Raw genomic sequence first — 14,678 nt, forward strand, 5'->3', positions numbered from 1 at the left:
TCTCCAGACAGTGTTCAGATAATTAGAATTCCGTCGGCCGGATCAGCCCGACCGCGATGCCTTCCAGCGCGAACTCCGCGCTGCCGGCCTGAACAAAAATATTTTCGTAATCGGGGTTCTCGGCGATCAGTTCTATGCCGTTCGGACGGCGCTTCAGGCGCTTCACGGTCACGTCGTCGCCCAGACGCGCGACGATGATCTGGCCGTCTTTCGCTTCGCTCTTTTTCTGCACCGCGAGCAGGTCGCCGTCGAAGATGCCGGCGTCGCGCATCGACAGGCCGCGCACTTTCAGCAGGTAGTCGGGCTTGCTCGAGAAGAGCGCCGGGTCGCACGTGTAGGTCTGCGAGATATGTTCTTGCGCGAGGATCGGGCTGCCCGCTGCGACTCGGCCGATCAGCGGCAGCGACAGCTGCATGATGCTCGCGTGCGGCAGCGTGAACTGATGCGGCGAGTCGTCCGAGCCCGTGATGAGCCGAATGCCGCGCGACGCGCCTGCCGCCAGTTCGATCACGCCTTTGCGCGCCAAAGCCCTCAGATGCTCTTCCGCCGAGTTGGCAGAGCTGAAGCCGAGTTCCGCCGCGATTTCGGCGCGGGTGGGCGGGAAGCCCGTGCGCTCGATAGCGCGGCGGATCAGATCGAAAACCTGCTGCTGTCGTGCGGTGAGTTTGGTCATGGCGCCACTGTATGGATAGACAGGTGACTGTATTTTTATACAGTATTCGGCGCATTTCAAGCTTTACTTTAAGTTCATCGCGGCGGGTGACGTGCAAGCGTCGAAAACCGGCGCTGTGGCAGCGCGCCCGGCGTCACGACGAACGGAAGACGGTTCTTTACCACGTTTGCATATTAAAAAATGAAGAAACATTATTTTTAATGATGAAAGCCCTTCGATAGACTGGCCTCCACTGATGCAACAGCAGCGCAGAAGCCGCGTAAAAGCCGCTTCCGGCTCGCGAAGCAGCGAATTTCGGCAAGGAGCGGAAGGGCCGCCGAGTGAGATCAAACCAACAACACGGAGAAGGTCGATGGGCAATCGGAATACGGGGTTCGCGAATGCAGTCACGACGGTGCAGGCGCTGCGAGCGACGCCGCGCGTGGCGAAAGGCAGCGGCGCGAAGCGGTTCATTGCGGCGCTCGCGTTGGGTGTGGCGTCGGCCGTCGGCATGACCTCGCAGGCGCAGGCCGATACGACGCTGCTGAATGTGTCGTACGACCCGACCCGCGAGCTGTATCAGGACGTCAACCAGGCGTTCGGCAAGGAATGGAAGGCGAAGACGGGCGAGTCGGTCACGTTCAAGCAGTCGCACGGCGGCTCGGGCGCGCAGGCGCGCTCGGTGCTCGACGGCCTGCAGGCGGACGTCGTCACGCTGGCGCTCGCCTACGACATCGACGCGCTCGCCACGAAGGGCGTCGTCGACAAGAACTGGCAGAAGCGCCTGCCCGACAACGCGTCGCCGTACACGTCGACGATCGTGTTCCTCGTGCGCAAGGGCAACCCGAAGCACGTCAAGGACTGGGACGATCTGGCGAAGCCCGGCGTGTCGATCGTGACGCCGAATCCGAAGACTTCGGGCGGCGCGCGCTGGAATTATCTGGCCGCGTGGGCGTATGCGGCGCATCAGCCGGGCGGCAACGACCAGAAGGCCAAAGAGTTCGTCGCGAAGCTCTACAAAAACGCGGGTGTGCTCGATTCCGGCGCGCGCGGCGCCACGACGAGCTTCGTGCAGCGCGGCATCGGCGATGTGCTGATCGCCTGGGAAAACGAGGCGTTCCTGTCGGTCAAGGAATTCGGCACGGACAAGTTCGAGATCGTGGTGCCGTCGGCGAGCATTCTGGCCGAGCCGCCCGTGGCCGTGGTCGACAAGGTGGTCGACAAGCACGGCACGCGCAAGCTCGCCGAAGCGTATCTGAACTTCCTGTATAGCGACCAAGGCCAGGAGATCGCCGCGAAGAACTTTTATCGTCCGCGTTCGAACAAGGTGCCCGCCGCGCTGACCGCGAAGTTTCCGAAGCTGAAGCTGTACACGGTCGACGACTCGTTCGGCGGCTGGGCGAATGCGCAGAAGACGCACTTTGCCGACGGCGGCGTGTTCGATTCGATTTACCAGCCGCAATGACGTAGCAAGGCTGTGACGTTGGAACGGGGCGCGGCCGCGAGGCGCGCTTCCGGGCGCTTTCGGCCGCTTTTGGCGATAGACGAGTAGCACATATGCAGGCGATGCATGGGCCATCCACGCACCGCGACGCATAACCCTGAAGGGCATTGAGCATGACGACGTTTAACTTGCGCAAGCCGAGCGCGATTCCCGGCTTTGGCCTGACGCTCGGTATCACGGTGGCGTATCTGAGCCTCGTGGTGCTGATTCCGCTGGCGGCCACTTTCCTCGAGACGGCGACGCTCGACTGGAGCCAGTTCGTGCGCGCGGTCACGTCGCCGCGCGTGCTCGCGTCGTACCGGCTGACGTTTTTCGCGGCGCTCGGCGGCGCGCTGATCAATGCGCTGTTCGGCTTTCTCGTCGCGTGGGTGCTGGTGCGCTACCGGTTTCCGCTCAAGCGGATCGTCGATGCCATCGTCGATCTGCCGTTCGCGCTGCCGACTTCCGTCGCCGGCATTTCGCTCGCGGCGATCTATTCGGGCAACGGCTGGATCGGCCAGTTTCTCGAACCGCTCGGCATCAGGATCGCGTTCACGCCTGCCGGCGTGCTCGTCGCGCTGACGTTCATCGGCTTGCCGTTTGTCGTGCGCACCGTGCAGCCCGTGCTCGAAGAGTTCGAGCGCGAGCAGGAAGAGGCGGCCGCGTGCCTGGGCGCATCGCGCTGGCTGACGTTCCGGCGCGTCCTGTTGCCCGCCGTGTTTCCCGCGCTGCTGACGGGCTTCGCGCTGGCGTTCGCGCGTGCGCTCGGCGAATACGGCTCGGTGATCTTCATCGCGGGCAACGTGCCGATGAAATCGGAAATCACGTCGCTGCTGATCATCACGAAGCTCGAGCAATACGATTACGCAGGCGCGACGGCGCTCGCCGTCGTGATGCTGGTGGTGTCGTTCGTGATGCTGCTGTTGATCAACACGCTGCAGTGGTATCTGCAGCGGCGCACGAGCCGCGCGCGCACGGCGCCTTCGTTGCCGGGCGCCGCGACGCATGGCGCCGCGCTCACGGGAGGTGCGCAATGAGCCGAAATTCCGCGGTGATTTCGCGCGCGGCCGTCAGCAATGCGAATGCCGCGCGCCGTCCCGATCCGGTGACGGAGCCGCGCGCCGTGCGATGGATCCTGACGGGCGTCGCGCTGGTGTTTCTTGCGCTCTTTCTCGTGCTGCCGCTGGTCGCTGTGTTCTATCAGGCGCTCGCCAAGGGCGTCGCGTACTACGTCGAATCACTCGCCGATCCCGATGCTGTGTCCGCGATCAAGCTCACGCTGCTCACGGCCGCGATCGCCGTGCCGCTCAATCTCGCGTTCGGGCTTGCGGCATCGTGGTGCATCGCGAAGTTCGAGTTTCGCGGCAAGGCGCTGCTGACCACGCTGATCGATTTGCCGTTCTCGGTGTCGCCCGTGATCTCCGGTCTGATCTACGTGCTGATGTTCGGCGCGCAAGGCTGGTTCGGCCCGTGGCTCGCGAATCACGACGTGCAGATCATCTTCGCGGTGCCGGGCATCGTGCTCGCGACGATCTTTGTCACGTTCCCGTTCGTCGCGCGCGAACTGATTCCGTTGATGCAGGCGCAAGGCAACGACGAAGAGGAGGCCGCGCATGTGCTCGGCGCGTCGGGCTGGCAGATGTTCCGGCGCGTCACGCTGCCGAACGTCAAATGGGGCCTGCTGTATGGCGTGATCCTGTGCAACGCGCGGGCGATGGGCGAGTTCGGCGCGGTGTCGGTGGTGTCGGGCCACATTCGCGGGCAGACGGACACGATGCCGCTGCACGTCGAGATTCTCTACAACGAATACAACTTTTCGGCGGCGTTCGCCGTGGCGTCGCTGCTCGCATTGCTTGCGCTCGTGACGCTCGGACTCAAGCTGCTCGCCGAGCGTCATCTGTCGGCGGAACTGTCGGGCGCGCGCGACGTGCCTGCGCATGCCGGTCCCGTTCAGTCCTCCGGCGCGCCGCACGCGCGGGCGGCACATTCGGTTCAGTAAGGAGAGTGGTCGAAGATGGGCATCACCGTACGCAATCTGCAAAAGCGCTTTGGCGACTTCACCGCGCTCGACAACGTCTCGCTCGATTTTCCGCCGGGCGAACTCGTCGCGCTGCTCGGACCGTCGGGCTGCGGCAAGACCACGCTGCTGCGCGTGATCGCGGGCCTCGAATATGCGGACGCGGGCGAGGTCCTGCTGCAAGGCCAGGACGTCGCGGAAGTGGGCGCGCGCGAGCGCAACGTCGGCTTCGTGTTCCAGCACTACGCGCTGTTCCGTCATATGACGGTATTCGAGAACGTCGCATTCGGCCTGCGCGTGAAGCCGCGCAAGGAGCGTCCTTCGGAAGCCGCGATTCGCGAGAAGGTGCATGAGCTGTTGAAGCTCGTGCAGCTCGACTGGCTCGCGCAGCGCTATCCGTCGGAGCTGTCGGGCGGACAGCGGCAGCGGATCGCACTGGCGCGCGCGCTGGCCGTCGAGCCGAAAGTGCTGTTGCTCGACGAACCGTTCGGCGCGCTCGACGCGAAAGTGCGCAAGGAACTGCGCAGCTGGCTGCGGCGCCTGCACGACGATCTGCATATCTCGACGATCTTCGTCACGCATGACCAGGAAGAAGCGCTCGAAGTCGCGGACCGCATCGTCGTGCTGAATCACGGCCACGTCGAGCAGGTCGGCAGCCCGCAGGACGTGTACGATCATCCGCAGACGTCGTTCGTCTACGAGTTTCTCGGCGCGGCGAACCGGCTGCATGGCAGCGTCGACGGCAAGGGCTTCGTCGTCGATGGCGCCGCGCAGCCGATCGCAATCGACGCGCATTTCGAGGGCCCGGCCTTCGCGTATGTGCGTCCGCACGATCTCGTGCTGTATCCGCAGTCGGCGGGGCATCGCGAAGGCATCGTCGTCGGCGTGCGGCGCGTGGTGACGCTGGGCGGCTCGGTGCGCGTCGAGCTCGAAGCGCGCGAAGGCCATGTGCTCGAAGCGGAACTCGATCGCGAGGCATGGCGCGGCCTGCAACTGGCCGTCGGCGATGGCGCGACGGCGGTGCCGCGCGCGCTGCGCGTGTTCCCCGCGCAGTGATGCGCGCGTTTATTTCCCGTGATGCAGCTAACAACAAATTGACTCTGGCCGAACCGGAGACTTCAACATGAATTTCCAGCAATTGCGTTTCGTGCGCGAAGCCGTGCGGCAGAACATGAACCTGACGGAAGTGGCGAACGTGCTGTACACGTCGCAGTCAGGCGTATCGAAGCAGATCAAGGACCTCGAAGACGAACTCGGCGTCGACATCTTCATCCGGCGCGGCAAGCGCCTGACGGGCCTGACGGAACCCGGCAAGGCCGTGCATCAGCTGATCGAGCGGATGCTGCTCGATGCGGAGAACCTGCGCCGCGTCGCGCGTCAATACGCGGATCAGGACAACGGCCATCTCGTCGTCGCGACGACGCACACGCAGGCCCGCTACGCGCTGCCGAAAGTGGTGCGCCAGTTCACCGAGGTCTATCCGAAGGTGCATCTCGCGCTGCGCCAGGGCAGTCCGCAGCAGATCGCGCAGATGATCATCAACGGCGAAGCGGACATCGGCATATCGACGGAAGCGCTCGACCGTTATCCCGACATTCTGACGTTCCCGTGCTATTCGTGGCATCACATCGTCGTCGTGCCGAAGGATCACCCGCTCGTGGGCCATGAGAACCTGACGCTCGAAGAGATCGCGGAGTATCCGATCGTCACGTATGACCAGGACTTCACGGGCCGCTCGCATATCGACCAGGCATTCGCGAAGGCGGGCGCGCTGCCCGACGTCGTGCTAACGGCGATCGACGCCGACGTGATCAAGACCTACGTCGAGCTCGGCATGGGCATCGGCATCGTCGCGGCGATGGCATTCGATCCAAAGCGCGACACGGAGCTCGTCGCGCTCGACACGCAGCATCTGTTCGAAGCGAGTACGACGCGTGTCGGCTTGCGCAAGGGCGCGTTTCTGCGCGGCTACGCGTACCGGCTGATCGAGATGTTCGCGCCGCAACTGCACGAAGCGGACATCGCGAGCCAGTTACGCGAAGCGGCATAAGCCTTATAGGCGCCGTAGGTGTCGCGAGCCTCGCGCGAAGGCTCGCGTTTTCATCGATGGCGGCGGCGAGCGCATCGCTTACAATCGCCGCCATGAATACTTCCACGACTACCTCTACATCGTCCGCGTTGCCGCGTATCGCCGTGCTCGCCACGGGCGGCACGATCGCGGGCGCCGCGCCCGACGCGACCAATACGTCGGGCTATCAGGCGGGCGTCGTCGGCGTCGGGCAACTGCTTGCGGCCGTGCCGTCGCTGGCGACGGTCGCGAACGTGCAGGCCGAGCAGGTCGCGAGCGTCGACAGCAAGGACATGGCGCTCGCGCTGTGGACGACGCTCTCGCAGCGCGTCGACACGCTGCTGGCGTCCGGCGAGATCGACGGCGTCGTCATCACGCACGGCACCGACACGCTCGAAGAAACCGCGTACCTGCTGCACCTCACTGTGAAGAGCAGCAAGCCCGTCGTGCTGACGGCGGCGATGCGGCCATCGTCGGCGTTGTCGGCCGATGGTCCGCTGAATCTGCTCAACGCGGTGACGGTCGCGGGTAGCGCGCAGGCCAAAGGGCAGGGCGTGCTCGTCGCGTTCAACAACCGCATCCATAGCGCGCGCGATGTCGTGAAGACGAGCACGTATGCCGTCGATGCGTTTCACTCGCCGGAAATAGGCGCGCTCGGCTGGGTGCAGGATGGACGCGTCGAGTTTCAGCGTGCCGTCGTGCGGCCGCATACGACGGCGACGCCTTTCGCGATCGCATCGATCGGCGCGCAATGGCCCGACGTCGAAGTCGTGACGAGCTATGCGGGCGCGTCGCGCGTCGCCGTCGATGCGCTCGTCGCTGCGGGCGTGAAGGGCATCGTCGTGGCGGGCACGGGCAACGGCTCGATCCATGCGACTTTGCAGACGGCGCTCGCCGAGGCCGCCGCAAAAGGCGTTGCGATCGTGCGCTCGTCGCGCGTCGGCTCGGGGCACGTGATGCGCAACGGCGCCGCGTCCGACGATGCGCTCGGCTTCGTGACGGCAGGCACGCTCAACCCATACAAGGCGCGCGTGCTGCTGATGCTCGCGCTAGCGAGCGGGCACACGACGCCGGCTGCATTGCAGAACGTGTTCGACACTTACTGAGCCGTCGTACGCGAAGGCAGCCGGCTACATTGCGTGTCGCTTTCCGTCAGCCTTGTTGCGTTCATCATTCGCATCTGCCGCGACGTCAGCACCGTCGCGCGCTTTTACCTTCACGCTCCCACAAGCTACGTAATCTGTGTCGACGATGACCCTGGTCACGTCGATGCCGGCCGCCATTCGTTCCTACGTTTGCTTCAACATCGCCTATAACAGTCAATATCCAGACGATTGAGGTACGCAACCTTCATCACCTGAAGCGCCCGAAACGTTCATGTCTTTCCAGTAGTTGCAATTCCAACTAACGGCATCACGATGAGTGGAGACATCACGATGAACGCAATTCCGAGGCTTCTGCCGCTCGTCGTCAGTGCGGCGCTCGCGGTCCTTCCGGCTGCGCAGGCGGCTCAGGATAACGTCCAGGCGTTGTCGGACTTCAAGACGACGGGCAATACCAAGCCGGCCGAAGTCGTGCCGCAGACAGGCGCGCGCGCCGAAGCGCTACGCGAGAACCTGAAGGCGATCAAGCTGCCGCCCGGCTTCAGGATCGAGCTGTATGCCGTCGTGCCCGAGGCGCGCGCGATGGCGATCGAGCCGTCGACGGGCGTGGTCTTCGTCGGTACGTACAAGGATCACGTGTGGCAGGTGACGGACCGCACGAAGCGGCGCGTCGCGGACGATGTCGTGCAATTCGCCAGTTCCGTGAACTTCAAGGTGCCCAACGGCGTGTGCTTCTCGGCAGATGGCGTGCTGTACATCGTCGAGCAGAACCGCGTGCTGGGATTTCCCGCCGCGCAGTTCTTCGGCGAACGCGGGCCCGACGTCGCGGCCGCCGTCGTCGTGCCGCAAGGCAAGCTGATCCCGACGCAGTTCGAAAGCTTCAACCACGGCGCGCGCTACTGCCGCGTCGGGCCGGACAAGAAGCTCTATATCGCGCTGGGCCAGCCGTGGAACGTGCCGCCGAAGGACAAGCTCGCCGAGGTCGACAGGAACGGTCTGGCAGGCATCATCCGCATGGACCAGAACGGCAAGAACCGCGAGATCTATGCGCACGGCGTGCGCAATTCGGTGGGTCTCGATTTCAGCCCTAAAGACAAGACGCTCTGGTTCACCGACAACCAGGTGGACGGCATGGGCGACGACACCCCGCCTGGCGAACTCAATCACGCGACGAAGGCAGGCGAGAACTTCGGCTTCCCCTGGTACGGCGGCGGCAAGGTGCGCACGGAAGAGTACAGGAAGGACACGCCGCCCGCAGGCGTCGTGTTCCCCGTCGTCGAATACGCGGCGCACGCGGCTGACCTCGGCATGACGTTCTATACGGGCAAGATGTTCCCGACGAAGTACCAGGGCGGCATCTTCGATGCCGAGCACGGTTCATGGAATCGCACGAAGCCGGTCGGTGCGCGCATCATGTTCACGGCTGTCAAGGATGACGGCAGCGTCGGCGAGACGGAGGTGTTTGCGCAAGGCTGGCTCACGCCGAACGGCGAGTACATGGGGCGTCCCGTCGATGTGCAGCAGTTGCCGGATGGATCGCTGCTCGTATCCGACGACTACGCGGGCGCGATCTATCGGATTTCGTACGCGAAGTGAAGGCCCCAGCCATTCACCCGCATCCAGTGCGACGGTCAATCCGATAACAACAACCGGCTCGATAACGGTCACGACAACCCGCACGACAACCGGTTCGATAATCCGACAGCAGGACACCCGACGATGACGTCTGACCGACCAAGGCTTCCCCGGCATCGCCGGGTGCCGCTGCGGACCCCACTTGCCGCCCTCAGCCCAGAGCGGCTTGATTTGCCCGATCCGATGCGTGCCGCGCGCCGGACCGGGCGCCCCACCAGTGCGCTGCCGTGAATATCGACACGGCAGCTTGTGTTGCCTGCTTCTACCCGGTAAAGGAGGCCCTGAAACTCAGGCCGCTTTCTGATCGGCAGCGGGTGCCTGCGCGACTTCGAAGTTCGCCATGATTTCGAGCGCGCGGACCATCGCCGAGTGATCCCATGCCTTGCCGCCGTTCGCCGCGCACACGCTGAAGAGTTGCTGTGCGCTCGCCGTGTGCGGCAATGCGATGCCCAGCTTGCGCGCGCCGTCGAGCGCGAGGTTCAGGTCCTTCTGGTGCAGCTCGATGCGGAAGCCCGGATTGAACGTGCGCTTCGTCATGCGCTCGCCGTGCACTTCGAGAATACGCGACGACGCGAAGCCGCCCATCAGTGCCTTGCGCACGCGCTCCGGATCGGCGCCCGAACGCGCGGCAAACAGCAGCGCTTCCGCGACGGCTTCGATGTTCAGTGCGACGATGATCTGGTTCGCGACCTTGCAGGTCTGGCCCGCGCCGTTGTCGCCGATCAGCGAGACGTTCTTGCCCATCAGGTCGAAGAGCGGCTTAGCCAGATCGAAGGCCTTTTCCGGGCCGCCGACCATGATTGTCAGCGTCGCATCGCGCGCGCCGATTTCGCCGCCGGATACGGGCGCATCCAGATAGTCGCCGCCCAGTTCGTTGATCTTCTTCGCGAACGCCTGCGTGTCGAGCGGAGAGATCGAGCTCATGTCGATCACGAGCTTGCCCTTCGACAGACCCTTCGCGACGCCGTCATCGGCGAACAGCACGTTCGCGACGTCGGGCGTGTCCGGCACCATGACCACGACGATGTCGGCAGCCTGCGCCACAGCCGTCGAATCGGCGACGACCGTGGTGGTTTTGGCGAGATCTTCCGGCACCGGGTACGCGCCGTTGACGAACAGCGAATGGCCGCCCTTGATGAGGTTGCGCGCCATGTGCGAGCCCATGATGCCGAGGCCGATGAATCCGATCTTTGCCATTGAATAAGTCTCCAGAAATGAGGTTCGAAAAATGTGCTCGTGTGCTGACGGATCGGGCCGTGATTTCAGGCCGTGATTCAGGCCGCGATCTCAGTCCGCCATCTCACGCGGACGCATGCGCGCGCTTCACGCCCGCGACGCTTTCCAGCCAGCCGAGGCCTTCCGTGGTCGTCGTGCGCGGCTTGTACTCACAGCCGACGTAGCCCTGATAGCCGAGCGAATCGAGCAGATTGAACAGGAACCGATAGTTGATTTCGCCCGTGCCCGGCTCGTTGCGGCCCGGGTTGTCGGCGAGCTGGATGTGGGCGATGCGCGCGAAGTGCTTTTTGATCGTCGCGGCGAGTTCGCCTTCCATCCGTTGCATGTGATAGATGTCGTATTGCAGGAACAGGTTGTCGGAGCCGACGGTGTCGATCACGTCGAGCGTTTGCGCCGAGCGGTTCAGCGCGAAGCCCGGAATGTCGTACGAGTTGCACGGCTCGACGAGCAGCCTGATGCCTTCCTTCTTGAGCTCGGCAGCGGCAAAGCGCAGGTTGTCGACGATCGTCGCGCGCGCCTTGTCGGCATCGATGCCCTTCGGGATGCCGACGAGGCAGTTCAGTTGCGGCACCTTCAGCGCTTTCGCGTATTCGATCGCGCGGCCCACGCCTTCCTGGAACTCGCCGACGCGGTCCGGCAGCGAAGCGATGCCACGCTCGCCCGCTTCCCAGTTGCCCGCGGGCAGGTTGTGCAGCACGAGCTTCAGCTTGTTCTGCGCGAGACGCTCCGACAGTTCGTTGATCTGATACGGGTAGGGAAACAGAAATTCGACAGCGTCGAAGCCCGCATCCGCAGCCGCGGCAAAGCGGTCGAGGAACGGCACTTCGTTGAACAGCATCGTGAGATTGGCGGCAAATTTCGGCATGTTGCTTTTCTCTCTGGTCGGTCAAATTGAACAACGTGGTGCAGACGGACGCGCTTCGTTCGAAGCGCATCCATCCAGGTGAAGCGGATACAGCGAGTACGGTGGAGGCAGCGATCAGTCGAGCAGGCTGACGGCGCTCGGCGCATCGGCGCGCGTCAGGGCGAGTTCTTCGAACTCGTTGATCGCGTCGATCTCGGTGCCCATCGAGATGTTCGTCACGCGCTCGAGGATCACTTCGACGATCACGGGCACGTTGAACTCGGAGAGCATCGACTGTGCTTTTTCCAGCGCGGGCTTGATGTCTTCCGGCTTGAACACGCGGATCGCCTTGCAGCCGAGGCCTTCCGCCACGGCGACGTGATCGACGCCATAGCCTTCGATTTCCGGCGCGTTGATGTTGTCGAACGCGAGCTGCACGCAGTAGTCCATGTCGAACGCGCGCTGTGCCTGGCGGATCAGGCCCAGATACGAGTTGTTCACGACGACGTGAACGTACGGCAGTTTGAACTGCGCGCCCACGGCCAGCTCTTCGATCATGAACTGGAAGTCGTAGTCGCCCGACAGCGCGACGATCGGGCGCTGCGGATCGGCAGCACGCACGCCGAGCGCAGCCGGAATCGTCCAGCCGAGCGGGCCGGCCTGGCCGCAGTTGATCCAGTTGCGCGCCTTGAACACGTGCAGGAACTGCGCGGCGGCGATCTGCGACAGGCCGATCGTGCTCACGTAGCAGGTGTCGCGGCCGAACACCTGGTTCATCTCTTCGTACACGCGCTGCGGCTTGATCGGCACGTTGTCGAAGTGCGTCTTGCGTTGCAGCGTGCGCTTGCGCGCCTGGCATTCCTCGACCCATGCGCTGCGGTCTTTCAGCTTGCCCGCGGCCTTCCATTCCTTCGCGACTTCGACGAACAGTTCGAGCGCGGCCTTCGCATCGGACACGATGCCGAGATCCGGACCGAACACGCGGCCGATCTGTGTCGGTTCGATGTCGACGTGCACGAACTTGCGGCCCTTCGTGTAGACCTCGACGCTGCCCGTGTGACGGTTCGCCCAGCGGTTGCCGATGCCGAGCACGAAGTCGGACGCGAGCATCGTTGCGTTGCCGTAGCGGTGCGACGTCTGCAGGCCGACCATGCCCGCCATCAGCGGGTGATCGTCGGGAATCGCGCCCCACGACATCAGCGTCGGAATCACTGGCACGCCGATCGTTTCGGCGAACTGCACGAGCAGGTCTTCAGCGGCTGCGTTGAGCACGCCGCCGCCGGAGACGATCAACGGCTTGTCGGCATTGTTGAGCATCGTGAGCGCGGCTTCGATCTGCTTGCGCGTCGCTGCGGGCTTATAAACAGGCAGCGGCTCGTACGTGTCGATATCGAACTCGATTTCGGCGAGCTGCACGTCGATCGGGAGATCGACCAGCACGGGGCCCGGACGGCCCGAGCGCATCAGGTGAAAGGCCTGCTGGAACACGCGCGGCACGAGTGCCGGCTCGCGCACGGTGACGGCCCACTTGGTGACGGGCTTCGCGATCGATTCGATATCGACGGCCTGGAAGTCTTCCTTGTACAGACGCGCGCGCGGCGCCTGGCCGGTGATCGCGAGGATCGGGATCGAATCGGCGGAAGCGGAATAGAGGCCCGTGATCATGTCGGTGCCCGCGGGGCCCGACGTGCCGATGCACACGCCGATATTGCCGGGCGCTGCACGCGTATAGCCTTCCGCCATGTGCGACGCGCCTTCGACGTGGCGCGCCAGCACATGGCTGATGTTGCCCGCCTTGCGCATGGCCGAGTACAACGGATTGATGGCGGCGCCCGGAACGCCGAAAGCCGTGTCGATGCCTTCTTTTTCGAGCACGAGCACTGCTGCGTCGACGGCTCTCATCTTGGCCATGTGTGTCTCCTGAAGTCTGTCTTGCCGATGTGTCAAAGGGTGTTGGGCACACTTTAAGACTGCATCCAAGGTTTGATAAGATCATCCACGGTCGCTTATTCCAAAACAAAAAGTATGGAATGTAGACGAGGCGCCACTCGCGGGGCGGTGCCGGGAAATGGCCGTGGCACGGGCTCGCGGCCCGGGTTGCGTGGGGCCGGAGTAAGCGCTGAAGCGCCAACTCCGCCGACTCGCGTTGCGTGGGGCCGGAGTAAGCGCTGAAGCGCTAACTCTGGCCGACTCGCGTTGCGTGGGGTCGGAGTAAGCGCTGAAGCGCTAACTCCGGCCGACAGGAGACGAGAATGGACCGCTTCAAACAGATCGAAACGTTCGTGCGCGTCGCGGACGCGGGCAGCCTCGCGTCGGCGGCGCTCGAAGAGGGTGTGTCGCCCGTGATTCTCGGGCGGCGCATCGACGCGCTCGAAAAGCGGCTCGGCGTGAAGCTGATGTACCGCTCGACGCGGCGGCTCGTCGTCAGCGAAGAGGGCGCCGCATTTCTCGAGCGTTGCCGGGGACTGCTCAGCGAATGGGATCAGGCGGAAAACGAGCTGATGGCGGGGCGGCGCTCGGTGAACGGGCATCTGATCGTGTCGGCGCCCGCCGCGTTCGGACGAAAGCACGTCGCGCCGCTCGCGCCGGAATTCCTCAAGGACAAGCCGGAACTGCAGGTTTCGTTCAATCTCACCGACCGTGTGGTCGATCTGGTGCGGGAGGGCTATGACCTGTCGATCCGCATCGGCGGCGCCGTCGATCCGAACTTCGTCGCCGTGAAGCTCGCGACGAACCGGCGCGTGGTGTGCGGCACGCCCGAATACTTCCGCAAGCACGGCAAGCCGAAGACGCTCGAAGACCTGCCGAAGCACAACTGTCTCGCGTTCAACCTGCAGGGCGGCCAGAACCGTGGCTGGTATTTCCGGCGCAACGGCAAGCTGACGACGGTGCGCGTCGGCGGCACGCTCGATTGCAACGACGGCGAACTGCTGCACCGCTGGGTGTCGGAAGGACTTGGGCTCGGCTGGCGCTCGACGTGGGAAATCGATCAGCAGCTCGCGCGCGGCGAACTCGAAACCGTGCTCGACGAATACGCGCTGCCCGATTACGACATCCTCGCCGTGTATCCGCAGCAGCGCTACGTGCCCGCGAAAGTGCGCTACTTCATCGACTATCTGAAAGAGGTGTACGCGCGGCCCGACTACTGGGCGAATGCGTAGGGGCAACGCGCGGCACCAACGCGTGGCACAACGCGTGGCACCAACGCGCGGCACCAACGCGTGGCACCAACGCGTAGGGCCAACGCATCGCGCGCTAGCCGACGACGATCATCCCGTTCATCGTCTCGTGTCCCGATCCGCAGAAGATATCGCACAGAAAATCGACGTTGCCCGCCGGTCCCGCCTGCGCCGGCACACGTACGACGGCGCCCGGCGGCACGTCGGCGCGCACGTTGTACTGCGGGATCGAGAAACCCATAACCGTATCCTGCGCGGTCAGCTCGAACACGACCTTCTCATTGGGCGCGAGCTTGATCTGATTGGGCGTGAAGACGAATCTGCGCGCGTGAATCCTGATCACGCGCGGCTCGGCGGCCTGGGCGTCGAAACGGCCCGAGACGGCGAGCGCCACGCCCATGCCGATCAGCGTGAAGAGTCGCCGTCGTTTCCTGTCGATGGCAAGCGATTGCATGGTGGTC

Annotated in this window: 13 protein-coding genes; 8 read left to right on the top strand and 5 right to left on the bottom strand. The window is 64.1% G+C overall.

Annotated features, from left to right (window positions below; all coding sequences use genetic code 11):
- Positions 1-22 precede the first annotated feature (22 nt).
- Positions 23-673: a transcriptional repressor LexA gene (gene lexA, locus BMW76_RS01745; RefSeq protein ID WP_090862039.1), complete on the bottom strand. Its 651-nt coding sequence runs from the start codon at positions 671-673 to the stop codon at positions 23-25.
- A 352-nt stretch (positions 674-1,025) separates the two neighbouring features.
- Between lexA and BMW76_RS01750 the strand changes: the two genes are divergently transcribed.
- The 7 genes from BMW76_RS01750 (at position 1,026) to BMW76_RS01780 (ending at position 8,919) form a co-directional block, all read left to right on the top strand.
- Entirely contained in the window at positions 1,026-2,117 is a 1,092-nt protein-coding gene (locus BMW76_RS01750) for a sulfate ABC transporter substrate-binding protein (protein WP_281248477.1), read from the top strand.
- 152 nt (positions 2,118-2,269) lie between these two features.
- Entirely contained in the window at positions 2,270-3,172 is a 903-nt protein-coding gene (gene cysT / locus BMW76_RS01755; protein ID WP_090862041.1) for a sulfate ABC transporter permease subunit CysT, read from the top strand.
- Positions 3,169-4,134 carry a sulfate ABC transporter permease subunit CysW gene (cysW, locus tag BMW76_RS01760; protein ID WP_090862043.1) on the top strand — a complete coding sequence of 322 codons (966 nt, stop codon included), beginning with the start codon at positions 3,169-3,171 and terminating at the stop codon, positions 4,132-4,134. The genes cysT and cysW overlap by 4 nt, the downstream gene beginning before the upstream one ends.
- A 15-nt stretch (positions 4,135-4,149) precedes the next feature.
- Positions 4,150-5,208, top strand: coding sequence for a sulfate/molybdate ABC transporter ATP-binding protein (locus tag BMW76_RS01765; RefSeq protein ID WP_090862045.1), 1,059 nt, complete (start codon positions 4,150-4,152; stop codon positions 5,206-5,208).
- 67 nt (positions 5,209-5,275) lie between these two features.
- Positions 5,276-6,202 (top strand): CysB family HTH-type transcriptional regulator, encoded by a 927-nt coding sequence (locus BMW76_RS01770; RefSeq protein WP_090862047.1) that lies wholly within the window; start codon positions 5,276-5,278, stop codon positions 6,200-6,202.
- A 56-nt stretch (positions 6,203-6,258) separates the two neighbouring features.
- Complete coding sequence (locus tag BMW76_RS01775; protein ID WP_090862049.1) at positions 6,259-7,326, top strand: asparaginase; 1,068 nt, start codon at positions 6,259-6,261, stop codon at positions 7,324-7,326.
- A 330-nt stretch (positions 7,327-7,656) separates the two neighbouring features.
- Positions 7,657-8,919, top strand: coding sequence for a PQQ-dependent sugar dehydrogenase (locus BMW76_RS01780; protein ID WP_090862051.1), 1,263 nt, complete (start codon positions 7,657-7,659; stop codon positions 8,917-8,919).
- 327 nt (positions 8,920-9,246) lie between these two features.
- Here BMW76_RS01780 and BMW76_RS01790 read toward each other — a convergent pair whose 3' ends face one another.
- The 3 genes from BMW76_RS01790 to gcl form a co-directional block, all read right to left on the bottom strand.
- On the bottom strand, positions 9,247-10,155 hold the full coding sequence (locus BMW76_RS01790) for a 2-hydroxy-3-oxopropionate reductase (protein WP_090862056.1): 909 nt from the start codon (positions 10,153-10,155) through the stop codon (positions 9,247-9,249).
- A gap of 103 nt (positions 10,156-10,258) precedes the next feature.
- A complete protein-coding gene (hyi, locus tag BMW76_RS01795; protein ID WP_090862058.1) occupies positions 10,259-11,059 on the bottom strand; it encodes a hydroxypyruvate isomerase in 801 nt (266 codons plus the stop codon).
- A gap of 114 nt (positions 11,060-11,173) precedes the next feature.
- Positions 11,174-12,949 carry a glyoxylate carboligase gene (gene gcl, locus BMW76_RS01800; RefSeq protein WP_090862060.1) on the bottom strand — a complete coding sequence of 592 codons (1,776 nt, stop codon included), beginning with the start codon at positions 12,947-12,949 and terminating at the stop codon, positions 11,174-11,176.
- A gap of 341 nt (positions 12,950-13,290) precedes the next feature.
- Here gcl and BMW76_RS01805 point away from each other — a divergent pair, with 341 nt between their 5' ends.
- Positions 13,291-14,199 carry a LysR family transcriptional regulator gene (locus BMW76_RS01805; protein WP_090862062.1) on the top strand — a complete coding sequence of 303 codons (909 nt, stop codon included), beginning with the start codon at positions 13,291-13,293 and terminating at the stop codon, positions 14,197-14,199.
- Positions 14,200-14,293: 94 nt separating this feature from the next.
- Here the strand turns inward: BMW76_RS01805 and BMW76_RS01810 are convergent, their stop codons facing one another.
- Positions 14,294-14,671: a cupredoxin domain-containing protein gene (locus tag BMW76_RS01810; RefSeq protein ID WP_090862064.1), complete on the bottom strand. Its 378-nt coding sequence runs from the start codon at positions 14,669-14,671 to the stop codon at positions 14,294-14,296.
- Between the last annotated feature and the right edge of the window lie 7 nt (positions 14,672-14,678).

The sequence above is a fragment of the Paraburkholderia diazotrophica genome (assembly GCF_900108945.1).
Classification (GTDB): Bacteria; Pseudomonadota; Gammaproteobacteria; order Burkholderiales; family Burkholderiaceae; genus Paraburkholderia; species Paraburkholderia diazotrophica.

Excerpts from the sequence above, each read along its gene's own strand:
- lexA (WP_090862039.1), bottom strand. The coding sequence starts at position 673 with ATGACCAAACTCACCGCACGACAGCAGCAGGTTTTCGATCTGATCCGC.
- BMW76_RS01750 (WP_281248477.1), top strand. The coding sequence starts at position 1,026 with ATGGGCAATCGGAATACGGGGTTCGCGAATGCAGTCACGACGGTGCAG.
- cysT (WP_090862041.1), top strand. The coding sequence starts at position 2,270 with ATGACGACGTTTAACTTGCGCAAGCCGAGCGCGATTCCCGGCTTTGGC.
- cysW (WP_090862043.1), top strand. The coding sequence starts at position 3,169 with ATGAGCCGAAATTCCGCGGTGATTTCGCGCGCGGCCGTCAGCAATGCG.
- BMW76_RS01765 (WP_090862045.1), top strand. The coding sequence starts at position 4,150 with ATGGGCATCACCGTACGCAATCTGCAAAAGCGCTTTGGCGACTTCACC.
- BMW76_RS01770 (WP_090862047.1), top strand. The coding sequence starts at position 5,276 with ATGAATTTCCAGCAATTGCGTTTCGTGCGCGAAGCCGTGCGGCAGAAC.
- BMW76_RS01775 (WP_090862049.1), top strand. The coding sequence starts at position 6,259 with ATGGCGGCGGCGAGCGCATCGCTTACAATCGCCGCCATGAATACTTCC.
- BMW76_RS01780 (WP_090862051.1), top strand. The coding sequence starts at position 7,657 with ATGAACGCAATTCCGAGGCTTCTGCCGCTCGTCGTCAGTGCGGCGCTC.
- BMW76_RS01790 (WP_090862056.1), bottom strand. The coding sequence starts at position 10,155 with ATGGCAAAGATCGGATTCATCGGCCTCGGCATCATGGGCTCGCACATG.
- hyi (WP_090862058.1), bottom strand. The coding sequence starts at position 11,059 with ATGCCGAAATTTGCCGCCAATCTCACGATGCTGTTCAACGAAGTGCCG.
- gcl (WP_090862060.1), bottom strand. The coding sequence starts at position 12,949 with ATGGCCAAGATGAGAGCCGTCGACGCAGCAGTGCTCGTGCTCGAAAAA.
- BMW76_RS01805 (WP_090862062.1), top strand. The coding sequence starts at position 13,291 with ATGGACCGCTTCAAACAGATCGAAACGTTCGTGCGCGTCGCGGACGCG.
- BMW76_RS01810 (WP_090862064.1), bottom strand. The coding sequence starts at position 14,671 with ATGCAATCGCTTGCCATCGACAGGAAACGACGGCGACTCTTCACGCTG.